This window comes from Nostoc sp. DSM 114161 (genome assembly GCF_052692665.1).
The window spans coordinates 4,721,157-4,747,086 of record NZ_CP195141.1 but is presented as its reverse complement, the minus strand read 5'-3'; the positions used below and the strand labels follow the sequence as shown (position 1 = coordinate 4,747,086).

19 protein-coding genes and 1 pseudogene are annotated in these 25,930 nt (G+C 40.4%); 9 read left to right on the top strand and 11 right to left on the bottom strand.

What is annotated here, in order from left to right:
- Positions 1-36: 36 nt before the first annotated feature.
- Entirely contained in the window at positions 37-741 is a 705-nt protein-coding gene (locus NSTC745_RS20435; RefSeq protein ID WP_445632568.1) for a mobilization protein, read from the bottom strand.
- Between the two features lie 510 nt (positions 742-1,251).
- On the opposite strand from NSTC745_RS20435, the gene NSTC745_RS20430 reads away from it, so the two are divergent.
- Positions 1,252-2,193, top strand: a complete 942-nt coding sequence (locus NSTC745_RS20430) for a hypothetical protein (protein ID WP_445632567.1) — start codon at positions 1,252-1,254, stop codon at positions 2,191-2,193.
- Positions 2,194-2,508: 315 nt separating this feature from the next.
- On the opposite strand, the gene NSTC745_RS20425 is transcribed toward NSTC745_RS20430, so the two are convergent.
- A complete protein-coding gene (locus tag NSTC745_RS20425; RefSeq protein ID WP_445632566.1) occupies positions 2,509-5,592 on the bottom strand; it encodes an ATP-binding protein in 3,084 nt (1,027 codons plus the stop codon).
- A 733-nt stretch (positions 5,593-6,325) separates the two neighbouring features.
- On the opposite strand from NSTC745_RS20425, the gene ypfJ reads away from it, so the two are divergent.
- Entirely contained in the window at positions 6,326-7,183 is an 858-nt protein-coding gene (ypfJ, locus tag NSTC745_RS20420; protein WP_445632565.1) for a KPN_02809 family neutral zinc metallopeptidase, read from the top strand.
- 504 nt (positions 7,184-7,687) lie between these two features.
- Here the strand turns inward: ypfJ and NSTC745_RS20415 are convergent.
- Entirely contained in the window at positions 7,688-8,692 is a 1,005-nt protein-coding gene (locus NSTC745_RS20415; protein WP_445632564.1) for a zinc-binding dehydrogenase, read from the bottom strand.
- A 660-nt stretch (positions 8,693-9,352) separates the two neighbouring features.
- On the opposite strand from NSTC745_RS20415, the gene NSTC745_RS20410 reads away from it, so the two are divergent.
- The gene (locus tag NSTC745_RS20410) at positions 9,353-10,042 is read left to right on the top strand and encodes a hypothetical protein (RefSeq protein WP_445632563.1); all 690 of its coding nucleotides are present in this window, start codon (positions 9,353-9,355) and stop codon (positions 10,040-10,042) included.
- Positions 10,043-10,110: 68 nt separating this feature from the next.
- The gene (locus NSTC745_RS20405; RefSeq protein WP_445632562.1) at positions 10,111-10,557 is read left to right on the top strand and encodes a DUF4174 domain-containing protein; all 447 of its coding nucleotides are present in this window, start codon (positions 10,111-10,113) and stop codon (positions 10,555-10,557) included.
- A 233-nt stretch (positions 10,558-10,790) separates the two neighbouring features.
- Here the strand turns inward: NSTC745_RS20405 and NSTC745_RS20400 are convergent, their stop codons facing one another.
- The gene (locus NSTC745_RS20400; protein ID WP_445632561.1) at positions 10,791-11,729 is read right to left on the bottom strand and encodes a M48 family peptidase; all 939 of its coding nucleotides are present in this window, start codon (positions 11,727-11,729) and stop codon (positions 10,791-10,793) included.
- A gap of 103 nt (positions 11,730-11,832) precedes the next feature.
- Here NSTC745_RS20400 and NSTC745_RS20395 point away from each other — a divergent pair.
- Positions 11,833-12,055 (top strand): annotated as a pseudogene (locus tag NSTC745_RS20395) (IS701 family transposase); the annotation flags it as partial.
- Positions 12,056-12,490: 435 nt separating this feature from the next.
- Positions 12,491-12,961, top strand: coding sequence for an NAD(+)--rifampin ADP-ribosyltransferase (gene arr / locus NSTC745_RS20390; RefSeq protein ID WP_445638650.1), 471 nt, complete (start codon positions 12,491-12,493; stop codon positions 12,959-12,961).
- A 225-nt stretch (positions 12,962-13,186) separates the two neighbouring features.
- Here arr and NSTC745_RS20385 read toward each other — a convergent pair whose 3' ends face one another.
- The 5 genes from NSTC745_RS20385 to NSTC745_RS20365 all read right to left on the bottom strand — a co-directional run bounded on the left by NSTC745_RS20385 (position 13,187) and on the right by NSTC745_RS20365 (position 18,663).
- The gene (locus NSTC745_RS20385; RefSeq protein WP_445632560.1) at positions 13,187-13,348 is read right to left on the bottom strand and encodes a hypothetical protein; all 162 of its coding nucleotides are present in this window, start codon (positions 13,346-13,348) and stop codon (positions 13,187-13,189) included.
- A 266-nt stretch (positions 13,349-13,614) separates the two neighbouring features.
- Complete coding sequence (locus NSTC745_RS20380) at positions 13,615-14,055, bottom strand: cupin domain-containing protein (protein ID WP_445632559.1); 441 nt, start codon at positions 14,053-14,055, stop codon at positions 13,615-13,617.
- A 71-nt stretch (positions 14,056-14,126) separates the two neighbouring features.
- Positions 14,127-16,514 (bottom strand): glycoside hydrolase family 15 protein, encoded by a 2,388-nt coding sequence (locus tag NSTC745_RS20375; RefSeq protein WP_445632558.1) that lies wholly within the window; start codon positions 16,512-16,514, stop codon positions 14,127-14,129.
- Positions 16,515-16,853: 339 nt separating this feature from the next.
- Entirely contained in the window at positions 16,854-17,789 is a 936-nt protein-coding gene (locus NSTC745_RS20370; RefSeq protein ID WP_445632557.1) for a cation diffusion facilitator family transporter, read from the bottom strand.
- Positions 17,790-17,850: 61 nt separating this feature from the next.
- Positions 17,851-18,663, bottom strand: a complete 813-nt coding sequence (locus NSTC745_RS20365; RefSeq protein WP_445632556.1) for an SDR family oxidoreductase — start codon at positions 18,661-18,663, stop codon at positions 17,851-17,853.
- Between the two features lie 658 nt (positions 18,664-19,321).
- On the opposite strand from NSTC745_RS20365, the gene NSTC745_RS20360 reads away from it, so the two are divergent.
- Both NSTC745_RS20360 and NSTC745_RS20355 read left to right on the top strand, forming a co-directional pair.
- Positions 19,322-20,689 carry an NAD(P)/FAD-dependent oxidoreductase gene (locus NSTC745_RS20360; protein WP_445632555.1) on the top strand — a complete coding sequence of 456 codons (1,368 nt, stop codon included), beginning with the start codon at positions 19,322-19,324 and terminating at the stop codon, positions 20,687-20,689.
- Positions 20,690-20,860: 171 nt separating this feature from the next.
- Positions 20,861-21,907 carry a VOC family protein gene (locus NSTC745_RS20355; RefSeq protein ID WP_445632554.1) on the top strand — a complete coding sequence of 349 codons (1,047 nt, stop codon included), beginning with the start codon at positions 20,861-20,863 and terminating at the stop codon, positions 21,905-21,907.
- 365 nt (positions 21,908-22,272) lie between these two features.
- Here NSTC745_RS20355 and NSTC745_RS20350 read toward each other — a convergent pair whose 3' ends face one another.
- Together NSTC745_RS20350 and NSTC745_RS20345 are read right to left on the bottom strand one after the other, a co-directional pair.
- Entirely contained in the window at positions 22,273-22,842 is a 570-nt protein-coding gene (locus NSTC745_RS20350) for a DoxX family protein (RefSeq protein ID WP_445632553.1), read from the bottom strand.
- Entirely contained in the window at positions 22,839-23,768 is a 930-nt protein-coding gene (locus NSTC745_RS20345; protein ID WP_445632552.1) for an SMP-30/gluconolactonase/LRE family protein, read from the bottom strand. The genes NSTC745_RS20350 and NSTC745_RS20345 overlap by 4 nt, the downstream gene beginning before the upstream one ends.
- Before the next feature lie 566 nt (positions 23,769-24,334).
- Between NSTC745_RS20345 and NSTC745_RS20340 the strand changes: the two genes are divergently transcribed.
- Positions 24,335-25,930, top strand: a complete 1,596-nt coding sequence (locus tag NSTC745_RS20340; RefSeq protein ID WP_445632551.1) for a GMC oxidoreductase — start codon at positions 24,335-24,337, stop codon at positions 25,928-25,930.

Here is a 25,930-nt window from a genome sequence, read left to right as displayed (position 1 = left end):
CTGCCCCCTGCCTTCTACCTCGTGCCCCCTGCCTTCTTATTTAACTTCTTCATACCATATACCAACAGTTTCAAAAGCAGCATAGGCAAGCTTGAGAAAATTCACCACTCTTTGTTTGCTGATGATCCCAAATTCTTTATACTGTCTTGCATCCGCAAATGTTAATCTGTGCTGGTCTATAATATTTCTTTCTTTATATGCAAGTTTCGGAAAATCAATAGCCTTAACATTATATTTTTTTACTATCTCTTGTATTGTCACATCAGAATTTACGTGTTCCCAGTCATCACATAAGCCTAAATTTCTTACTAATACATGAGGAATTTTGCCACCATAACTATTTAGAGATTGCTTAAATAGATTTAAGCTGTCATACCCTCCTGTTGATACAAACCACTTACAAAAATATACTCCTTGTGATTCTCCCAGTTCAATTAACTGATTCTTTTCAATCCATTCTTTGACTGCCCTATGAGATTGTGCCGCTAGATTAGCAATCACTGTCTTATTCATTGCGATTTCAAAGATTTTGTCCGCCTTGTCAGCTTGTCTCTCATCTTCTGTAAAAACCGCATACTGACATATTCCCTTATAGACCCCAGCTACATCTGGATTTGACCTATCTGTTTCTACTGGTATAAAGGGCATATTCTTATCTAGACAATACTGAATCATTGTTCTAGCGACTATAGACTTACCTACCCCTCCCTTTTCCCCATCTATCAAATGAATTGTTGGCATAGTTGCACTCCTTATATTTTTAAACTCAGTTGGGAACAATACCGCACTCTTAACCAGATTTGACCGAATGATTCGCAATACCCGCAAGGCGGGAAGCAAGCTACGCAATTTTGAAGGCAATTGCGAGGTAATAATATCACGTTGTTAAAAACTCAACTACCCCTCTAGCTGCTTCGCTTGCGCTTGATATCGGTCAAGGGATTGTTTAGCCAATACCAGCTACAGCGATCGCTACTTTTGGATCTTACGGGCAAGTTGTTAGAAAAACCAATGCTGAGGGAAAACTTAAAACTAGACCTTGTGCTGAAAACGCCATCGCCATGAATCAGCCTTAGGCTGCTAATTACAAGATTTCATCGCAGAAATCGCAATGTGTACGTTTTCATCTGTAAACAGGGTTCCTTTTTTGTCTACAAAGGCTGAAATTTTAATTTAAATATGCTGATGAAAATAGTTCTAACACTGCTTCAATGGTTGCTTATAGGGTTTGCGGCCTTGATGTGTCTGAGTATGTTACTGAGTAATCAAATTTTACCGGCGATTATAATTGCGATCGCTGCCCTGATACTAGTACCACCGCTTCAAACTGCGATCGCTGCAAAGCTACCATCGGGGTTAAACTCACCAGTCATTAGATTTGTTGTGTTTTTTATTCTCTTTTTCATTGGTTTCAATTTGGGTAGCCCTCACCTAAAAACATTGAATAACTTCAGTCTCTGTACGTCCTTGCAACAGGGAGTTTGTTCAAAAAACCTCACTCACTTTGTAGAAAATACCTCGAAATTATATCTCACAGCAACTCCTAAAAATATTACCGAAAATAGTGCTGTGGAAGTTGAACTAAAATACTTTTCCGAACCTAAAAAAGAAGAAGTAGTAAGCAAAACTCAAACTAATTTGAAACTGCAAAATGGTAATGCCCAGCTTGAACTGGCTCCCAAAACTTTGCCAGTAGGAGCTTACGAAGTCAAAGTCACAATAGGTAATTTGATTAAAAAACAAGCATTTTCTGTTTGGCAATCTCAGACAGAAGCCGATCGCCGTAATTCTGGAACGCTAAAACAAGCAAATACAAAAGTTGCTAAAATTATCCTTTGCAATAAGGAAAAAGATAGCGGTTGCAAAAATGATTCCTCTGTATTTCCTTCAGGAATCAAAACAATTGCTACTAAAGTAGATGTAGATTCTGCCGCCAAAGATGTGGGACTGAGATTTACCTGGAATTATTTACTAGCAGATAACCAAAAAAACAATTCGGGGAATCAGAGTAAAGTAACTAACAACAAAAAAGAAATTGCCAGCGATGTACAGGAGTTAAACAGTAAAGTTGGTTATTTTACATATTCAATTAGCACAGGCGATCGAGGTTTTCCACTCGGAAACTACGAGTTAATTGTTGCCCCAGAAACAAATAATGCTAAACCTATTCGCAGAGAGTTTGCTGTTAAATAAACTTGATTTATATTAAGACTTACGCATTGACAGAAAATATTAAATATGGATGTTTAAAAAACCACATCTGTCGTAGGGGCACAGCACTGCTCATACGTGTCAACTTAAGCTCAAACTGTTGCCCCACAATCGTTTTACCCCACCCCCAACCCCTCCCCTTAGCAAGGGGAGGGGCGATTTTGGCTTTAGACAAAATCGGGGTGGGGTAACGCGGATCTTGATGGTAAATGAGTAGAACTCGCCGATCGCCTTTCTATCAGGGTTTTACGTTAAGTAGACACTAATGAGCACTGCTAAAGCCCCTACAGCGCGGGTCTATTTACCAACTAAACTAGAGATTGCTTTTACTAAGGCTATTGGCTCGATTGGCTTGGAGATGTGGCGATCGAAGCCTGCTTTTAGTGCCTGTTGCTGATTCATTTGACCGGCATAAGCAGTCAGAGCGATCGCTCTTAGCTTTTGGCCTTGTGGTAACAAAGTACTAACTTCCTGTATCAACATGTAGCCATCAATATCGGGCATACCAATATCACTTAGTAAAATATCAAATTTAGACTGTTTAAGTACGGTGAATGCTTCTTTTGCTGAACAAGCGGCAGTTACACTGGCTCCATACTGCTCTAGTACAAACGCAGTGTATTCTCGCGTGTCGGTATCATCATCCACTACTAAAATTTTAATACCGCTCAAATCAATAGATGAATCAAGCTGTTTGCTGTCACAATTTGTTGTTGGCGCTGTAGATATTAGTGGTAGGCGGACTGTAAAGGTTGCCCCTTGGTCAACACCAGGACTTTCTGCCTCAATTGTCCCACCATGCAGTTCTACTAAATGACGTGCGATCGCCAAACCTAATCCTAGTCCACCAAACTTTCTTGTAGTGGTGCTATCGGCTTGGCGGAAGTAGTCAAAGATGTAAGGAAGAAAATCAGCAGCAATACCTTTACCTGTATCGCTGACGGTAATTTGAACAACAGTCTCAAGCTGCTGTAAATGAATGTTAACTTGTCCGCCTTGGGGTGTGAACTTGACAGCGTTGGACAGCAGATTCCAAATTACTTGCTGTAAGCGAGTTGGATCGCCCAGAACCTGACTTACGTTTGATTCCAGCACTGCTTCGAGGGCGATGGACTTGGCTTGTGCTGCTAGCCGTACTGTTTCAATTGCCCCCCTAATTATAAATTTCAGGTCTACTTGACTGTTATTAAGGCTGAGTTTGCCTTGGAGAATTCGGGAGACATCTAACAAATCTTCAATCAGTTCTGATTGCAACTGGGCATTGCGTTGGATGGTTGCTAGCGCCTGAGCAATCTTCGCTTCCGAGAGCTTGTGTTTTAAAAGCAAACTAGACCAACCCAAAATTGGATTTAGGGGCGAGCGTAACTCGTGAGACAGCACCGCCAAAAACTCATCTTTAACTCGGTTGGCAGCTTGGGCTTGTTCTCGCGCTTGCTGCTGTGCTTCGTACAACCGCGCATTTTCAACGGCGACTGACGCCATTTGCGCCAACTGCACGAGTATGGCTTCATCAGCTTGGTTAAACTCACCTTCATATTTGTCTGAAAGCTGAATCAATCCAATGTTGTCTCCGTCTCGTCCAACTAAGGGTGCTGCCAGCCAACCACGCATCGGGGGGTGATTCTTCGCCTCTTTGCCAAAACCCCGGCAACTTTCGTGAGCTTCAAGTTGAGCTTGTGTCATCCGCATTGGGCGATTGAGGTGACAGACATAAGCGTAAATTCCAGAGCCATCTGGTTTTGCATCGTAGTCTCGCCAAGCAGCGTACTTATCAGACATGTAAACGGTGTTAATTGCCTGTGCCCAGTTTTGGTTAATGGTTATGCTAGTCACAGACTGGTGAGCGCCAATAATCAATGCTGCCTGTTGGGTAATTACTTGCAGAACTTGTTCCACTGAAAGAGCAGAATTAATTGCCAGTGCTGCTGTTGTCAATCCCTGCAATTGCTTGGCATAGTGTCGTTCAGAGGCAAGCAGATGTTCTCGCTCAAGTTCGGCTTGCTTGCCAGCTGTGATATCACGGGAGATGCATAATAAACGTTCAATTTGCCCATCGGCTCCCTTAATTGGGCTAACTTTGCTATCCCACCATTTTGGCTCGCCTGTTTGAGTTGGACAATAGCCTTGAAAAGTGGCTACTTTGCCTGCTTTGGCGCTATCCATCGCCCTCAACGCCGCTTCTTGGTCAGATCCAACCCAGAAATCACTCCACGAACGGTTGAGGAACAAACTTATGTCATGAATGCCTAATAAGGCCTGACCTCCCGGACTCATGTATAAGAGCCGCCCTGACAAATCTAATACTTTGATGCAATCGTCGCTACTGTCAAGAATCTGCCGATTGAATTCTTGGCTTTCGTGCAACGCTCCTTCTACTAGTTTGCGATCGCTGATGTCAATTAGTATCCCATCCCATACATTTCCCTGTGTCGTTTCCACCGCGCGGGAAGTGCCCCCAATCCATTTGAGTTTACCTGATGGCGTAATAATCCGACCTTCCCACCGCCAAGGGAGAAAATTTTTGATCGCATAAGTAACTGAAATTTGAAACGAAGCTACATCTTCTGGATGAATTAATTTAATTAAAGAATTGCCATCTTCAATAATTGTTTGCGGCTCCATTTCTAATAAATCGCTACTCCCAGAACTGATAAAAGTAAATCGATAGGGTCGATCCATGCTAGGGAAGTAGCGATAGATTATACCTGGTAAGTTCGCCGCTAGTGCCTCGAACTGAGTTTGAGTAAAATCGAGGTTTGCCTCAGCGATTGGCTCATGAGGTACGGGATTATTTAGCTTTTGAAGCAAACTATTGATATTTTGCAGACCAGAGATACAAAAACCCGCCAAACTGTTCATCAGCCGATAATCTTCAGCATCAAAGTGGCGCGTTTCTCGATGCGACAAAATCCAAAGAGTGCCTAATGGTTGATTATTTACACACAGAGGTATCAATAATCCTTCGGCTATTGGAAACTGTGGATGATGTAAATAAGAAAAATAGCGTTCTGGGTAGGTATAAAGTTGTGCCTGTCTAGAGGCAAGTGTTGTGCCACAGGGACTAAAATTACCTGGAGTGGTGGTTTGTTCTAAAGACTCCAATGTACCTGCGATCGCTACCCAGCGAAATGTTGACTCGCCATTAGGCGCTGTTTGCAGTAAGCTGACTCCGGCTGTATCGGCTTGGCATAAATCGAGTGCAAGCTGCACCAGGGTTTTGAGTAGCGATCGCGGCCGCTCGCAGAGTTTTTGAGAAAGAGTATGAAAAGCTTTGTTTTCAGCTGCTAAATCTGGCTGTCTTGTTGGACGACTAGCCAGTGCCTCTGTAATCAAAACCTCTGTTTCTGTAAGTGCTGGGGTACTGTTTTGAGGTAAACACATATTTAAAATATAAAACTTCACAGTTACAGCAATCCTTGTGTTTGTAAGAGTTAACAAAAAACTTATTCATTTTTCTTCTTTATCAAAGTTAATAAAAACTCATAAGTAAAAATCTCATATATCAAAAGCATTTTAGGCTGCTATAAAAAACCTAGCTATCTCACTCAAGATGGATGATGCTACTAAATAAACTAGTCTTTTCGGCTAGTTAATCTTTAATCTGAGTTTCCAAAGAAGGACATTGATTATACCTTAAGATAAACAATCCAATACAAATTAAAAATTGAAAATGCATTATCTCTGGGCTTACAACTTTATTTTGCCTTGGTATTGGTTTAAGACAGTTGGAGTCTTGTCGGGTAGTACCTCAACCTAGTGCCAAGACCCTACGCGAATAGTGAATTAAAAATTAATAATCGATCGTAAAAAATTAACATTGTGATAAATTTATTTATCAGCATAAATAAATTCAGTGGCTGGTATGCTTTTTTAATTTTTCATTTTTAATTGAAGCGATCGCTCTTGAGAAAAAACTTTTTTGTTTAGCGATCGGGAATTGTATCTTCATAATCTTCCTAAAGGTTTACTCTGCTTGATAGCCGCTTTGCCTGTAGGTAGACGAAATTCATAGCTGAGATTGGTAACATTTTCTTGCATACTTAAAGCCCTTGGTTTGGATTTAATCCAATCTGATTGCAACTATCTTTATCGAACGATTTGGGAAGCAGAAATTATGCGTTGGCAATTAGGTCGCAGGAGTACAAATGTTGAAGATCGGCGCGGGACGAATGTTTCTGCTCCTCTCGTAGGCGGAGGTATTGGAGCAGCACTCATATCACTAGTAGTTTTCCTTTTGGGTGGCGATCCCAGCGTGATTTGGGAACAAAATCCTACATCAAATGATAGACCTGTGACTAATTCACCGCAATCAAGAGGCTCTAATCCTCAAGACCAAATGGCGGATTTTGTATCTGTAGTGCTGGCTGACACAGAAGATACATGGAGCGATCTGTTTCGGCAAAACGGACGAACTTATGTAGAACCGAAGTTAGTTCTTTATTCAAATGCTGTGCAGTCTGCTTGTGGATTTACGCGTTCGGTAGTTGGGCCATTTTATTGCCCGCAAGATGAGAAAGTATATATTGATTTAAGTTTTTATCGTGATTTGAAAACTCGATACCAAGCACCCGGAGATTTTGCTCAAGCATATGTAATTGCTCATGAAGTTGGGCATCACGTCCAAAATTTACTAGGAATTTCAGACAAAGTTAGAGTATTACAAAATCAAACTAGTCAGACCCAAGCAAATCAGCTTTCTGTGGCATTAGAATTACAAGCAGACTGTTTTGCAGGAGTTTGGGCGCATCACGCACAACGTTCGCGTCAAATTCTAGAAAGAGGGGATATTGAAGAAGCATTGAACGCTGCTAGCAGTATTGGAGACGACCGCTTACAAGAACAAGCTAGAGGTTATGCCGTACCAGAATCTTTTACACACGGTAGTTCAGCTCAACGGGTTCGCTGGTTTAAGCAAGGTATTCAGACTGGTGATACTCAACAATGTAATACCTTTGCTAGCGCAAATCGTTAAACAAATTACAAATAATTTCGGCGTTTTGCGACTAAATGAGGTACACCCCTCCCCAACCCTCCTTTTAGTAAGGGGCTACGGTGTAAACACATCTGTTTAGAAAATCTGAATTGTCGCAGATCCCCCTAAATCCCCCTTAAAAAGGGGGACTTTAAGAGGTTTTTCCCCACCCTTTTTAAGCTACGGTGTACACATAAGTTATCGAATCACTACCAGTCCTCGAATTACCCCACCCTAACCCTCCCCTTAACAAGGGGAGGGAACTAGATTTTCCGGTTTCCCCCCTTGATAAGGGGGATTAAGGGGGGTGATACGACTTGTGTGTACACCGTAGCCCTTTTTAAGGGGGGTTAGGGGGATGAAAAGGCTGCGGCGCAACTTTAGAAAACTTGTGTGTACACCGTAGTTAGTAAGGGGAGGGTGCGCTCTCTTCGCGGGTGGGGTATTTCTGTACTTCACGAAGTTGAAATCTGCTGTATTTGCCTAACAATCTGATTATTTTTGTTAAAAACGAACAATCACTTTACCGCAATTTTGACCGCTATATAAATATTCCACAGCATCAACAATAGATTCTATTCCTCTGAATTCTGTTGGATCGACAGCAGGTTTAATCTTGCCTGTTGATACTAATTCCATAAGTCGAGACTGTTTCTCTTGTAGATATTCTAAATAGTCAATAAAGAGAAACGCGCGTAGTGAGGCTGATTTCCATAGTAATTTGTTGTATATTCTCGGACGGTTTACCAACTCTAGTTCTGGCGATAAGTATTCAGAAATATATCCAGCGATAACTAGTCTGCCGCGCCGTGCCAGGTTATCAACACATATATCAAACAACTCACTGCCAACGCATTCATAAACTAAGTCAATGCCTTGGGGATATTCTTTTTTGAGAACTTCATCAAGATTTTCTTGGGAGTAATCGATCGCTCGATGACAGCCAAGCTGCTTGAGAAATTCAACTTTGAATTGCGATCGGCACGTTCCAATCACATGAGCGCCTGCAAGCAAGGCGAGTTGGACAGCATAACTACCTGTGCCACCTGCTGCGGCTGTTACCAATACCACATCGCTGCTTTTGATTTCCCCAACAACTTCTAAACCAATTGCAGCAGCCATACCACTAGCCACAACAGTCAGTATTTCTCTTGTCGCTTCTTTAATAGGAATAACTTGAGTAGCATCAACCGCAAAATACTCGCGGTATCCACCTCCTATTTGAAAAGTAATAACATGGTCGCCTATGTGGAGATGCTGTACATTTTTGCCAAGAGCAACCACAACAGATGCAGCTTCAACTCCTACATCGAATGGTAGTGTATTTAAAAAATATACCCCGGCAGCAATATTGACATCTGAAGCATTTACTCCAGCATACAGATTACGCACGACAACTTCATTGGGAGCAGGTATAGGAAAATCAGCTTCAACAATATCGACAGCGGCTCTAAAATCTCGGCTCAACTGCTTGACAACCAATTTTTTATAAGTCTTGGGGTTCATCATTATTTCCAAATAATTGGTATCAATTTAAATCTTACTGACTAGTTGCCACCCTTAAATCTTAGTCCTAGTTATAGGGTTAATTCTCAGTAAATCACACTTAGGTATGGAAACGAAAGTAAAAATGAGAGTTACAGCCCTTGCGAACAAAGGGTATTCAGCATTGGTAATAGAGCGATCGCTATGGCATATGATAGTAATAAATTGTACTTAAACAGGTATAAGTAGGTAGAGATAATTAAATATAAAATACAAAAGTTAAAACCCCGATCGAGACTGGCTTTTCCCTTCTGCCCCCTGCCCCTGGTCACTGAGCGTAGTCGAAGTGCTGCCTCCTACCCCCCGCCTTCTACTTATTACCTTTTTCAACTTTAGAAGCTCTACCCATTGAGCGACAACGAGCAGAGAATTCATAATTTACAATGCAGCCAGGATTTAATTAATTGATAGTTAAATCCTGACTGCTCAACCTTCATAGCACAATACGGTTCAAATAAAACTAAAATCTTTATCCTGCGAACAATGTAGAGACGTTGCAATGCAACGTCTCTACTACAAAAAATCTTCAACTGAACCGTATTACCTTATAACATCAATTGACAGACACTAACATACTCAATTAATTGAGTCTGGCAAATAATTTTATGCAACCAAATGAAGATTATGAATTTTAAACTTGTATTGTGGTTACTGTGGGCTGGATTTATCGCTTATATTTTATTGTTAGCACCGCCCTTTCACTTAGATAAAACGCTAACGCTGTTGAAAAATATATTTACTCTTCACTGGACTAGTATTAATCCAATTATCCTTTCTTTATTTTCTCTAGTGGGTATTTGGCTATTAATTTACAGTAGTTTATTGTTCATTGATGGCAGGATGCAATCAATCCGTTTTTGGCCTTTTGCCATCGCATCAGTCGGTTCGGGCGTACTTGGGCTTTTGCCGTATTTGGCTTTGCGCGAACCAAATCAACAATTTTCTGGACAAAAGGATGCTTTTTTGGATCTGTTAGATTCTCGCTTTTATGGTATTGTCTTGACTCTAAGTACAATTGTCTTGCTTGTCTATGGCATTGCCTTCGGTGATTGGGGAGATTACGTGCAGCAGTTCCAAAGCGATCGCTTTATCAATGGTATGAGCTTGGCATTTTGCCTATTTTATGTTTTATTTCCTACTGTTGTTGGTGATGATATGGCTCGTCGCCGTTTCCCTAATGCCCAGGTATTTTTAGCAGTAGTCTTTGTTCCCTTACTCGGTTCTCTTGCTTATCTTTGCCTCCGCCCGCCATTACTGTTATCAACTATTAGCGAACAAACATTCATAGCTAATCGGTCAATATCGACGAGATGATGAAATTCCTAACATTTCCTCAAGTGAATAACTCACTATTAATAGTACTTACCTTATTAGCATCCTTTATGCTACTGCCAGTTAACATTGCTGGCACTGTCCAAGGTTCAACCAATCAAGACATCAAAATGTTTTCATTTAATCTCAGTTCTCAAAAATGGCAAAATCGCGTATTATTAGTCTTTGCACCGTCTGTTGATAACAATAAATATCAGCAACAAATGAAGTTATTTGATTGGCACCAAAACGGTTTTACAGATAGGGATTTAGTTCTTGTTCGGGTTTTGGCAACAGATAAAAGCTATGCCAACGGACTACCAATAGATGAGTCTTCTGCTGCCAATTTGCGAAATCGCTTTGGAATTGATAAAGAAAATTTTCGCGTCATTTTGGTGGGCAAAGATGGTGGTGTTAAGCGCCAAGATACTACACCAGTCGAAGCAACAGCAATTTTTGAGCAAATAGACGCTATGCCTATGCGCCAACAAGAAATGCACGAACGTAGCAGACAATAGCTTATATCCAAGGCTAGACCTCTTGCATAAATAATTTTTTATCTCACGCAGAGGCGCAGCGAAAAGTCGGAGCGCCGGCTTCCGGCGATCTGAACTTTTCAAGACAGAGGCGCAGAGAGAGAACGCAAAGAAGGACTTTTGCAAGAGGTCTTTTATTTATCTGTTGGATTTCACTTCATGCTTAATCAAATTGTATTACTCTATTACATTCAGCTAAATTTCCCAGCGATCGCCTACAACTGAGATGCTGACTTTTTTAACCATCTCGATACTTCGTTGTAAAACTTAAACTGGCTTTCACTGGCACGAAACTCTTTAGTATGAACCATTCTTCTTCCCTCAATCCACTCCGTGCCGTGGTATTTATGTAACAATTCGTGATACAACACAAATTCAACTACAAACTCAGGTACTTTAGCATCATCAAGAGTCAAGCTTATGACTACCCTATCTCTAGCTGATTCATAGTGTCCTAATTTACGGTAAGTGTTAATGCGACTCCATGCTAGACGCGGTTTAGCAAGGCTGGCGGCAAAATATTCATGATTAACTTTATTAAATAACTCATCAAGATTATAAAACTTACCTTGCGGATTTTCTGCCAGAACCTCAGCAATCAAATCAAGCTCTAACAAAACATTACTGTATTCTTGTGTACTGGCAAATGCTCTAATGATTCGTGTATTATTTTGGCTTTTACCAAGAAGAGCAGATTCTACTAACGCTTGCAACACTGCATTTGGCGCATTTATAAATCCTTCACTAATTATGATACTAGCTGCGTTAGCAGATTTTTTACTCTGATATAGCCCAGATAAATTAGTTATTGCGATCGTTAGTTGTAGTGTTTCTTGACCGCTTCTACTTAGAATATGTGTAGCTGTTTTCAACAGATAGCAAGTATTTTTTAAGTGAAGTTTTAGATATGCTTCATCTGTTAAAAATTTTATCCATGAGTATATTTTCCGCGATCGCTCAGTCAGATTTGCTGGCGTTGCTTGCTGTTTAGTACATATTTGTTCAATTATTGCTGCTTTTGTAATTAAAGTTTGATGTAATTCTTTTAGGTGAAATGAGTTATTATCAAAATTTGAGGCTAAATGAAAAATTTCTCCTAATATAATATCTTGCTGTATTTTAATATTTTTAAGATAAATACGTTTATTATCCATTTTTAGTTAATCCTTAACATATGCCTAACGGGACTTAAACAAAAATTCAGATAAAAAAAAGTATAATGCTTAATTAGCATAGCTTTCATGTTGAACGAACCTTATGAAAGAAACAACCACCCCAGCCATGCCGCCATGCTTTGAAAAATGGTGTCAACCGTTTGATGATGTCTTTACTCATAAAGCTTAAAAAACAGAGTTTAGACACTATTTAAGGGGGTTATTGGGTGAAAGCGCTCATAAAAAACCTCTTTCAAATGGTGGATAACGCTGTAGAGGTGACTTACCACCGATTACACCACTCTCAAAGGAAAGTTCCGTTCGCCTTTGGCATTGGCGTAGCCATCGGAGGAAGCCTCCGCTCAGACTTTCCGCTTTTTAACCGAAGCACCTTGGTTTAGTTCGCAGATCGATAGTTGCTATAGACTTTAACGGCCTAGAGACAGGCAACTAAATAGATATCACGATAATTAGGAGACAAAATAATTATGGAATTCAACCCAAACAACAATGTTGTTAAACTTTGTCTTCAAGGTATGGGTATGGAAGAAAAAGGCAAACCTGAAGAAGCAAGTAAACTATTTCTTCAAGCTTGGAACGAAGCGACATACGACTTTGAAAAATTTATTTCAGCTCATTATGTAGCCCGACATCAAAAAAATGTTTCCGGCAAATTAAAATGGCTCGAAACGGCTTTGCAGTTCGCATTAAAAATCAATAACGACACTGTTAAGAGTGCTTTCCCTTCTCTATATTCAAACATTGCCAAATGCTATGAGGACTTAAGCGACCCTGACAAGGCAAAAAAGAATTATGAATTAGCAACTTCGTTTAAGGATAAACCTTCTGACAAAGGCCCTTTTTATCATGGGACGAAAGCAGATTTGCAGGTTAGCGATTTGCTGACAGCAGGGAATAATTCTAATTATAAATCTGAACTCAAAATGAATCACATTTATTTTACAGCCCTTGTTAGTGGAGCGGGACTAGCTGCTGCATTAGCAAAAGGCGATGGACGCGAACGTGTTTATATCGTTGAACCGACAGGGGGGTTTGAAAATGACCCGAATGTTACAGACAAAAAATTTCCGGGCAATCCGACACGCTCATATCGCTCCCAAGCACCATTAAAAATCGTTGGCGAGGTAACAGATTGGGTGAGACAAACACCTGAGGAACTTCAAAAATGGCGTGAAAAGTTGGCCAACAACAAAGGAGAAATTATTAATTAATTTCTCAGATGCCCATAGCATCAGGGCAGCCGCATCATATCAATAAGCGATGAGTTTGAGACTGTCACAGTAACTGCTGCTGAAGTACCTGAATAACCCAGTAGGAGCAGAGCGTAGACGCTCTTAGCGGCTTGTTGTAAGACAACTGAAGAACTATTACTAGACATGGCAAGGATTACCTGCTGGCATACTATCACGAACAAAAAGCGATCGCCCTTGTTTAGACTAGACTAGTATGATTTCTGGCGATCGCTCTCTCCATAACAAAGCTGAATCAATAATTTTGGTTTCGACGGATGCGATCGCTTTGTGTGTTAAACATCGTGTACTGTCCAAGTAACAGTTAAGTGCGATCGCTATTGATGGCAGTTTAAGATAACATTCCATCAAGACTGTTTCTAGGGCGTGTTTTCAAACTCGTTCACTTTGTTCCTCAAACTAACGGCAATCAATTGCAAGTTCGACTGCGTGGAATCAATGCAAGGGAAACAAGTGTTGAAGCTACAAAGAAACTGCACTCGCTACGGGAGTATTTTAAAAATTGAAAGCAACAGGCATTGATTTCATCCCCCTCAAGGAAGGGTTTTCATACCATTCAATCCGATCTGTATCTAACCGCAGATTAGGCAAGCGTTGGACAATGGTATTTAGAGCTATTCCATATTTGGTTTCTCGTCAAATTGCACCATCATCAAAACAGCTGGCTCATCACCTACTGTTCCAGACAAATGGCCTTTATGGCCTTGTGCGTCTTCTTTCGTTCCCTGGTCTCCTCCAAAGGAAATTTCACCAGGCCCCATCTTTACTCGTTGACCATCCATAGTCTCTACAAACCAGCATCCTGATATAGGGACGATCCACTGGGGTTTTGGGTTCTCGTGCCAGTTTCCAATCCATTCCACAGGTAGCACAGTAAAAGTAATGGTAGCACCAGATTGCTTCAATTGAGAAAGCCACTGGGGTGAGGTATCCGGAGCTATGCCTTTTTGGATGAAGTCTTGAATTTGGCAACGGGACTGGTGGCTTACACCGTCGCGGTCAGTCCAGACGTGCCAGTATTCAATTGTTGGCTTGTGTGATGAGTTATTCTGCATAGAAAATTGTTCTGTTTAATTGTGCAGTTATATTCTGATGTTAATTGATGTGACGATTTTGGAATCACAAACTATGAAACTGTAACTGAGTAATTAGTTTCTTCCCATTTACTACTATCAATCCAAAAGAATGTAAAACTGATTGCTTGTTGATTAACAACAGGAATATCGACAAAATTAACTCCTAATTTTGTGGAAATAGAAGGTGTATCTTTGACAGTTTGCCAATTATCGTCTGACCAGTGCAATTGAAAAGATATTAAAGCTTGAATTCGCAGTGTATAACCTCTTTGAACCTTGTTTATTTGCCGATTAAATTTCCAAATTTCTAATGATTTACATTGCTTTCTTTCGCCTAAATATCGATTTGCCACTTCTGGAATAAAATCAAATACTTGCCCATCCTGAGTTGATCGCAGCAGCTTAATATACTCTGCGTGCGCCCACATCAAAGGCATGGCTGAACCTGTAGCTTTTCCTAAAAACATATGGACATCAGATTTATCTGCTTCATCCCAAACCTGTTCCGGTAATAAACAAGTGTCTGAAGCAAATCCTTCCATTGCTTTGATATATGTTTTAACATTACCGCCAATAACTAATTCATAATGTCCTCGTTCCCCTGTTAATAAAGGCCAAGCACGTCCCTTACCCCAACCCATGTAGGGACTTCCATCTTTTTGCTGACCGTAACCGTCATGATTGTAACGATGCCAACAAGGGCCAACAGGTGTATTTACTTTCAAGATTGCATCAATTACTTTGACAGAATCAACAATAATTGGGTCATCAGGTTTACGAATTCCGTAACGTACTAATTGTAAAAATCCGCCATCAACAATTTCCTTTGCTGGAAATTCTGCTGATTCGCCAGGGGGATGATTGCTGATAAAAATAGTTCCTTGGTTGGGATTTTCGTTTGGTTGAGGATTATTGATATCTGTAGGAGTAATACGGATATAGTGTCGTTTGATGCCAGGAACTAGGGTTCCTTCGGTAGTTACTGTCCAATCTTCAATGTGTGATTCTAAAAAATCGGCGTATTCTTCTATAAATGTTGCTGTTGCTTCATCGCCATGTTCGCGGGCAAATTGGGCAGCACAAATTAAGCCAGCAATGTTACAAGCGAATGTGGAAGGTGAATAACCACTGTTTTCTTCCCAGCGTTCTTGTTGGGTAACAGGGCCATGACGAATTAAATAACCCGCAGCCCTGAGAACCATTGGATAAATATCAAAGTTCAGTGGTACTTTTTCTTGGTGTAACAGCCATGCTAGAAGAATCGGAAATGCGACTTCATCTAGTTGAATACCTTGCCAGTAAGGTTTGCCATCAACCCAGAAGTTTTGAGCAAATCCGCCGTCTTCTTGCTGACTGGTGGCGAGATAAATGAGCGATCGCACTGCTGTATCTGTTTCCCCGGCCGCTACCAAACCTGTTACACTGCTTACTAAATCCCGCGTCCAGACAAGGTGATATCCTCCTTGGTCTTGGTCGTCCTTAGCTTCACCCCAAGGGATAGCCATAGATGCAATTAAAGCACCAGGATAAGTTTTGTCTTCATGTGCTAATAACAAACTAACGCTACTGTGATACAACTTCCCTCGATCGCAAGAAACATTTTCTAATGATTTAATATGGTTGCGCGACCGCTTCCACTGTTCGTTATATTGCTGCTTCTGCTGTTCAAAAGGCAGATTAAGCGACTGAAACAGGGTAGAAATTGCATTGTGCACAGATGTACCAAATGCTAACCCTAAAGTAAACTCTTGACTTTGGGCTAGATTGAGTTTTCCAATCAAAGCTAAGTTACCATTTACCGCACTATCAAACTCCCAGTCCATTTGGAAATCGTCTGCTAAATCTGTCCAGCCATCACTTTGACCAACATAGCCACAGGAAAGACGAGTAAACGGGATTGTTGCGCCTATTGCCAGCCAAGTTCCTGCTTTTTCTGCTACAAGAACATGATGTCCAGCTACTTCTAATGTGTAGCCATTATTATCTCTACCGCCAACTTCTAGATGCGGCGCACACAAAGCATATAAATGGAGTTGGTCAATAAACTCGCGCTCTCCTGTGATTTTTGTGTGTTGTAAAATACAGGATAAATGCGGATCGGCAATCACTTCCTTGATCGTGGCATAACGTCCTTGGGGATCGGAATTAGTAATGCGATATCCTAAACCATGAGTCCACAGAGGTTCCACTTGCGATCGCAGATGGCGTTTCTCTTCATGAAAAAAGCTTTTGCCATCAGAAATAAGGTATTGCAAATCCCGAATTTGAGGTCTGTCTACTGTCGGATGGTAGATTTCGGTCACAACACCATTCCAGATAGTAAACCAAACTTGACTAGAGGTAGAGTAAGCTGTTCCTACTCCATCTTTATTTGCATGAGTCCATCGCGGCTCAATGCCGGGTGAGCCAAAAGCCTGTCGGAAAGTAAGAATTTTCATGGTTTAGCTTTGGGTAGCTTTTTGGTGATTGTGAGATTCTGTTTGCTTTGGATCGGAAACATTAGTTGGTAATACCAAGGCTTTCCCACCAGCTTCCTCAATTTCTTGACGCGCACTCTGTAGTCCATTGCGGCTACCGGCTACGGGCGATTAGTCCAATGTGCGCCCCTCGCTTGGCAAATGCTCGGACAGTGGCTCTTCCTATGCCGGCGGAGGCTCTGGTAATGACTACGACTTCGGTTTTGACGTATTCATAATCTACTTTTTAGGGAATCACGATTTTTTAATAGAATGGTTTATGTAGCTATGCACAATTGCAGATAGTAATATGAGAGTTGCTTAAGCAGTTCGAGAAGATTTGCGAGTGGCAGCTAAGGATTTAGCTTCGATAAATATTTGTTTAATTTCAGGATGTTTTTGGCGGATTTTAGCTTCTAAATTATCGACTGTTGATGCTATTTCTTCACCTGTGAGTTTTTTGGAAAATTGAATTTCTAAGTTCAGTAATACTTCCTGTGGAGCAAGTTGCATTGTAAGTACGCGTATAACCTCTTGGACTCCCGGTTCTGTTTTGGATAAAGAACGGATATTGGCTATAGTTTGAGGATTGGCACTTTCACCAACTAATAATCCTTTACTTTCTGTTGCTAGTAACACTGCTACTATAGCTAAAATAACACCAATAATAATTGAGGCTATACCATCAAAATAAACATTGTTAAATAAATGTCCTAAAAAAACTCCTAATAAAGCTACAAGCAAACCTAAAATTGCCGCAGAATCTTCAAATAAGACTGTAAATATTGTAGGATCTTTACTGTTTTTAATTGCTTCCCAAAAGCCTTGATTGCCTTTAGTTGGTAAAAATTCCTTTAAAGCTACAGTCCAAGAAAAACACTCAAATATAATTGCTACGCCTAGCACAATATAATTCCATATCGGGTCTTCTAAGGGACTAGGGTTAATTAGATGAGTGATTCCTTCATAAATAGACATTCCTCCACCAATGGCAAAAATAAAGATAGCGACAATTAAAGTCCAAAAGTAAAGTTCTTGCCCGTAACCAAAGGGATGGCTATCATCTGCTGGCTTTTGACTCATCCGCAGTCCTAGCAGCAGTAATAATTGATCGATAGTATCTACAAATGAATGAATGCCCTCAGATATCATCGCTGAACTATTGGTAATGTAAGCAGCGATAAATTTAGTGATAGCGATCGCTAGATTAGCACCCATCGCTGCAAATATTGTTTTCTTAGATGAATCTGATGCCATGAGGGAGTGGGGAGATAAGGGAGCAGAGGGAGCAAGGAGCAAGTATACTATTTCCTAGTTTTTAGCCATTCTCTGTAAAACCTGGATACAAAGTCATGCCACCATCTACAAACAAAGTTGTACCGTTGACATAATCAGAGTCATCAGAAGCTAACCAAACTGCGGCTTTGGCAATGTCTTCTACATCACCAATACGTTTTGCTGGAATCAGTTGTAGTAACTTTGCTTCAGCTTGTGGAGTATCCCAAGCTGATTTATTAATAGGGGTTTTGATTGCACCAGGGGCAATACTATTAACACGAATTTTATGGGGGGCTAGTTCTTGGGCAATACTCTGCATCATCATATGAATACCGCCTTTACTAGCAGCATAATTAACATGACCCGCCCAAGGAATCACCTGATGCACTGAACTGATGCAGATAATCTTACCTGCGGCAGATGAAATCTGCGGTTGCACTCCTCTGTTGAGAAATTCTTTTGCAGCTTCTCTAGCACACAAAAATTGTCCTGTGAGGTTGACTCCAATAACTGTATTCCATTGGTCGAGGGTCATATCTACAAAAGGTGAATCTTTTTGCAGACCTGCGTTGTTGACTAAAATATCAATGGTTCCGAAGTGCTGAAGTGTCTGGCTAAACATTGCTTTAACTTCGTCTTCTTTACTCACATTGGCTTGAATGGCAAAAGCTTCACCATTATTTGCTTTAATATCATCGACTATTTTTTGCGCTTCTTCAGCTTCCGAATGATAGTTAATAGCGACAGCTGCACCTGAGAAAGCCAAATAACGAGCTATAGCTTCACCAATGCCAGAACTAGCACCAGTTACAAGTGCTTTTTGACCTTTGAGCAGGTAAGGAGAATAGCTCATAATGTTTCCTTCATTTCTTAAAATCTAGGGTTTTATTGTCACTAAGGCTCAAGAAATATGCTTTCTATTACTTTTTTCGATCGCTATTTATATAGAATTCAATATTAAGTATATTTTTTACCTCAACTATTGCTATACAGTAACAAAAATTACAGGAGTACTTGTTTAAGTTATTGATAGGTATTGTTTTGATTCTGGCATTAATTTATAAGTTTGCAATGCCGATCGCCTCCAGCTAGTGGAGGAATAAACAGTTCTTTCCAAAGACCGAGAAAATTTTCATTTAATTTTCATAATTGTATGAAATCTTTAAAACATAAAAGCAGCACTTGTTTCCTAAGTAAATGGAATCTTGATTACATGAAAATCTTTATCTTTTAAAATTCACTAAAAATTTATTAACAAGAATTAATAAATCTTTAGTCTTAATCACCCTAACGATAGTATTTATTTTTTGATTTAGTAGGTAACAGTTAAGAATACTTTTGTGGAGAGCAATTTTTAAAGTTAAAACTCGTAGGTTTGAATACGCTCTAATATTTGCTATTGCTATTAGTGCTATTCTTATTGCTTTTTTCTTATTTGTATAGCTAATTGGTCATTAGTCATTAGTCCATAGCCCTTAGTTTATTTTCCCTCATCACCCCATCTCTCCCTTATGAACAACCCAGTTTATCAAACTATAATTGTCGGTGGTGGTTTTACCGGACTATTTACAGCTTTACATTTAGCTCACGAACATTATCCTCGCTCTGTAATATTGATTGATAAAAACGAGCGATTTTGCTTTAAACCATTGCTTTATGAATATTTTGATGGCGAGATGGATACTGTTCAAGTAGTACCGCGTTATTCGGAATTACTCAAAGGTAGTGGTATCGTCTTTGTTCAAGATACTGTACAAGCAATTGACTTACATCAACGGGAAGTCAAATTAGCTTCGGGTACCTCCTATAACTACAGCAACTTAGTATTAGCTTTAGGGAGCGTTACTGGTTATCATCATGTTGCAGGTGCTAAAGAGAATGCCTTTCCTTTTTGGACACAAGCAGATGCGATCGCACTTGACAAGCATTTACGTAACTGCTTACAAAAAGCTGTCCAAACAGATGATATAGAACAACGCCGCAAACTATTAACAGTAGTTGTAGTGGGTGGTGGTGCTTCTGGTGTGGAAATGGCAGCAACTTTAGCAGATTTTCTCCCACATTGGTATGATGCTTTAGGTGGTAATTCTAGTGAAATTAAGGTGGTTCTTCTCAATCACGGTCAAAAAATTCTCGATGGCGATATTAACGATCCGTTGCGTTCAATTGCTGAAAAAGAATTACAAAAACGCAGCATAGCAATAGAAATTCTTACAGAAGCAGAAGCAACTGCTGTACGTCCCCATGCAATTGAATATAAAAGCAATGATCAAATTAAGACACTGGCGACACACACCACAATCTGGACTGCTGGTACTTCTAACCATCCTCTCATTCAAGAGTTACCGATACCCAAAGAACATCGAGATCGTCACAACCATCCCCTAGTTACTCCCACGATGCAATTGCTTGATTTTCCCGAAGTTTTTGCAGGTGGTGATTGTGCAGTAGTTCAAGATAATTCACTACCACCTACAGCACAAGTAGCTTATCAACAAGGGGCAAACATAGCTCGAAATTTGAAAGCAATTGCTCTCGGAGAAGACCTCAAATCCGCTAAGGTTAATATCCGGGGAACTCTATTGAAGTTGGGATTAAATGATGCTGCTGCCAACTTATTCAATATTTTTGAAGTTGCAGGTGAACCCGCGCACTTAATTCGTCAAGGCACTTATTTAACACTATTACCAACCCCAATTCATGACTTTAAAGCCACTACAGAATGGCTGGATGAAGAGATATTTCATCACCATCTCGACCCTCGCGATGTAGGTAAAAAAGTGGTACAGGCGGTGGAAGTAGTTGGTGCTGGAGTTGTTGGTGTTTTAGTAACAAGAAAACTATTAAAAATGTTAGGTGATGAGCATAAAAAAGACTAAAAGAAACGTAATAATTCAGCACCCAAGAGTCAGAAGCCAGAATGGGTAATAAATTTAGTATGATTTGGATATTTATCCATCAATTTGATTCTATTTCTTTAACTATTCTGACTCCTGAATCCTTACAAAGAAACTTAAGACAGCATTTCATTAATTTGTAGCGAAATGCTTATGGTAAAACTCCGCGTACCTCTGCATTTTAATAAAACATTAATTGTAACTACGGAGGCGATGAATATGCTTGGTCAAACTGATGTACAGGTACAAAGAATTAGGGCTATTGATTTAACGGTAATAAGCTGCGTTGGCGTAGCCCGTCGTAGACATCGCTCTTTGGATTTCTATACACAAGCACTTGGTTTTAAATTAGTTTCCGATATCACAGTTGCAGGTGAAGAATACAGCCAGTTAGAAAGTGTTCCTGGTGCAGAAATTCGCATTGTCACCTTGCGCTTAGGTGATGAAATAATCGAATTGATAGAATATCTTAATATTCACTCTCAACCCATTCCCAGCGATTCCCAAAGTAATGACCTATGGTTTCAACATTTGGCGATTGTGGTGAGTGATATGGATAAAGCTTATGCTCATCTGCGTGCATTTCCCATTCAACCGATATCTACTGCACCGCAAACAATACCATCTGGAAATGAAGCGTCTGCTGGTGTCCGCGCTTTTAAATTTAAAGACCCTGATGGACATGATTTAGAGTTAATTTGGTTTCCCCCTGATAAAGGACAAGATAAATGGCATCAAAGCCAGGATCGCTTATTTTTAGGAATCGATCATAGTGCGATCGCTATTTCTAATACTGAACAAAGTCTATACTTTTACCGCGACCTTTTGGGAATGCAAGTTGATAGCCGTAGCCTCAACTGGCGTGCTACTCAAACTCGCTTAGATAACTTACCAGGAGCCGAAGTCAAAATTACAGCACTGCGGCCAGTTCAAGGCGGTGTCGGAATTGAATTGCTAGATTATCTTGTACCTGGGAAAGGTCGTCCCATCCCAAACGATTGGAAAAGTTGCGATATTGCAACGGTGCAAATTCAGCTTGTTGTAAATAATCTTGAGCAGTTAGTAGCTAAGCTACGACGTAATGGCGTTGAGTTTGTATCACCACAGATTATAGAGCTTGCGGATAGCTCATTTACTTATCGCCAAGCTTGCTTAGTAAAAGATCCTGATGGACACGCTGTACTGCTAATTGCAGAATGATGTGTGTGAAATTATTGTTGTCCCTATCAAATTCCTTAAATTCCAGCCCATAACAATCATTCACACATAGATGAAATCATTATGAAATGTCTATGGGACTTGCAAAGAATAAATTAATCAAAAAAAATCAGATAATAGTTCCAGAAACAGCACGATCGCACCGTTCGCTGTAATTCAAATATTGAGTTCATCCAAGGGCAGTAAACAATTTTGAAATTGAGTTTTTTAATAGATAAATTTACAAAATTTATCTATAGAAGAGAATTATATTTAGACTTTTTGCAAAAGCACGGTTGTAGTTGCCAGTTTGATCTTCGTACAGTCCGTGGCTATGATTATGTGCCATCTTTTGATTGTGAATTTTTTTATCGTCCAAAAATCGCTGCATCTAGTGAATAAGCACCGGGGCCTAAAACTGCGATCGCAATCAGCATCACGCAGTACATCAAGGCTTTTTCCCAACTTGGCGGTTCGCCTTTTCCTAGAGGGCCTTTATACTCGTCTTCAGGAATTAAGTATGGATCTGTGGCGACAAAGGGCAGACCTTGAATCAGATGTAACAAGATGGCAAACAACATAGAAGCCAGAATTGGCAAGGTTGCCAAAAGTGTAAATAAGCCAATGATTAAGAACAATCCACCACCCAACATCGTCCATGCAGAGATAATGCAAAGAAACACGGGTGTATTAATAGACTCAGCCCAACGCCGAATATGCAGTACCTTGGGGTAGCCGTGAATCAAAAACAATCCACCAACGCTAACTCTCAGCAGTAGCAGTGCTAATCCTGCGAGTCCGCCAGGATAGGCATAAACAAGAGAACTTACCAAATGCGGCCCCAGGAATGGATAATTAACTACAGCTAATACAGAAACCGTTACCTTTGGTAGCACCCACACAGCAATGGCTATACCCAGCACAAATTGGTAAATCATAGCTGTACACCACGAGTATTCAAGTTGATAGAGTATAAAGATTTGCCAGCTGTGATAAATAAGCGATCGCGAAGTGTTCCCGTCAGGGAATCGCGTTTTTTACCACCGAAAGTCAAATTGGCACATACTTCCGGTACAAAAATTTTCCCTAACTGAGTTCCATCAGCAGCGTATACCTGTACGCTATCTTCCGAACTGATAAAAAGATTGCCATATTCATCAACCCGAAATCCATCAGGTTGTCCTGGTTCGATGACTGCAAATACCCGCCCGTTCTTTGCCCATCGACCATCTACAATCTCGTATACACGAATATGATGCGGCCCGCCTGGAATATTAAATGCAGCTGTATCTGAAACATACAGCAAATTTTCATCTGGGCTGAAAGCTAGTCCATTAGGGCGTACCATATCTGTTACTACAGGATAAATCTGACCTGTTGCTGGGTCGAAGCGATATACATAACTTCCAGGTTGTTCTTGTTCGCCGCCGTATCCTTGATTTGGTTCAGTAATTCCATAAGGCGGGTCAGTAAACCAGATTGTACCGTCCCTTTTAACTACTAAATCATTAGGACTGTTGAGGCGTTTACCTTGGTAGCGATCGACTAATACCTTCCATTCGCCATTGTGTTCGCAGCGGATGATGGCACGCAGACCAGAGGAACAGGCAACAATACGACCCTCCAAGTCGCGGTAATTCCCACTTTGATAATCAGATGGGTCACGTAAGATGCTCACGTTATCAGTAGGACTCCACCGCAGCAGACGATTGCCATGAGCATCACTCCACACAACGCTATCATCTTCTTGGATATAAACAGGGCCTTCACTGTGAACTGCGCCGTTAGCCAGCTTTTGCAGTGAAGCATCTGGAGATAGGATAGCAAGTAGGCGATCGTCATAAATCTCTATGGCTTTAGCCATAAGAATCTCCTGTTATTTAACTTAGTAGCCGATAATAAATAACACGTTCAATTTAATACAAATTTGATATAAAGCACAGTAACCTTTTATCTAAATAACTGGTTATTTTTCTAAGGCTAATTATTATTTTATTATTTTATATTTACCTCAAATTTTAGATATAAATTCTGCTAAAAACTTATTTACATTAACAAGTATTTATTAATCGATCGCTAAAATTATTAAGTATCTAGTTGAAACTATATAGATAAAAAATGAAATTAAAATGAAATTTTTCCCTATCTTTGGTTGTAAAAAATATTAATACCCAAGATGGAAGCAATATAAACACCAAAGTTCTAGTCTTATTGAATGAATCTACCTCTAGAGTTATGCAGATTTTACAAAAGAAGAATTACCAATAATATGAACTATTGCCAAATTACTTTACATAAAACGGCAGGGTAATACTTTTTTAGTCGTAATAAATATAAACTTATGACCAATTATTCCTTGATAGTACAAGCCGCTAAATTTATGGGGATTCTAATTTTTAATTTTTAATTTTTAATTCGGAGCGAAGCGACGTGACGAGCATTACAGAGCATTACGACATTATTATTATCGGCACGGGAGCAGGTGGAGGTACACTAACTCACCGCCTTGCACCTACAGGTAAGAAGATTTTACTTTTAGAAAGAGGCGACTTTTTACCGAGGGAGAAAGAAAACTGGAATCCACAGGAAGTTTATCAAAAGCATCGTTATCATACCGATGAAGAATGGTATGACAAGGATGGTAAAGCCTTTAAACCGCAGACAGGTTACTGGGTTGGTGGCAATACTAAACTTTACGGTGCAGCCTTAGTAAGATTACGGGAGCGAGACTTTGAAAAGGTAATTCATAAAGACGGGATTTCCCCAGAATGGCCTTTGAAATATCAAGACTTTGAGCCGTATTATACCCAAGCAGAAAAGTTGTATGACGTGCATGGCAAAGAAGGAGAAGACCCCACGGAACCGCCTCGTAGTCAGCCATATCCTTATCCGCCTGTGAGTCATGAACCGGATATGCAATCGCTTGTTGATGGTATCCGGGAACTGGGATATTACCCATTCCATTTACCTATAGGATTAAAGCTGAATGAGAGCGATATCTACGATGGGCTACGCCTACGCACAAATAGCCCTTGTATTCGCTGCGATACTTTTGATGGATACCCCTGCCTAGTTCACGCAAAAGCCGATGCTGATGTCAACGCTATTCGTCCCACGCGTGAAAAGTATGTCAATGTTACTCTCTTGACTAATGCCAAGGTGTTGCGGCTGCATACGAGCGAGTCGGGACGAGAAGTTACAAGGTTAGAAACAGAAATAGCCGGCGAAAAGCATTGGTTTACAGGCGATATTGTGGTGGTAGCCTGTGGTTCTGTCAATTCAGCTGCTTTACTTTTACGCTCTGCTAACGATAAACATCCCAATGGATTGGCAAACAGTTCCGACCAAGTAGGGCGGAATTTCATGAAGCAGTCGGAGACAGCGATTGTTTCCATACATCTAGAAGTAAATCACGCTAAATTTCAAAAAACCATTGCCGTCAACGATTTTTATTGGGGAGAGCCAGATTTTCCTTATCCGATGGGCATGGTACAGAATACGGGTAATGTTCTAGCTGATATGATTCCCGCAGAAGCACCGCCATTAATGGCTCCATTTGTGAAACTAATTCCTCATTATGAGCGACATTTGTTAGCCCAAAGGTCAGTAGGTTGGTGGTTGCAAACAGAAGATTTACCAGACCCGAATAATCGAATTCGTGTGGTGGGTGACAAGATTCATATTGACTATACCCCTAATAATATCGAAGCAAGCGATCGCCTAATCCATCGTTGGACATCTGTACTCAAATCAATTCCCCATTCTGCTAAACACGTTCTACCATTTAGCATTTATCCCCGGACTCACATACCAGAACAAGCAGTAGCCCATCAATGCGGTAGTTGTCGATTTGGCACAGATCCCAAAACCTCAGTCCTCGATCTCAATTGCCGTACCCATGATGTCGATAATCTTTATGTTGTAGATAGTAGTTTCTTTCCTTCAAATTCTGGTGTTAACCCAACATTAACAATTATGGCCAATGCTTTGCGCGTTGCTGAGAGCATAGCTCAAAGAATAAAGTAA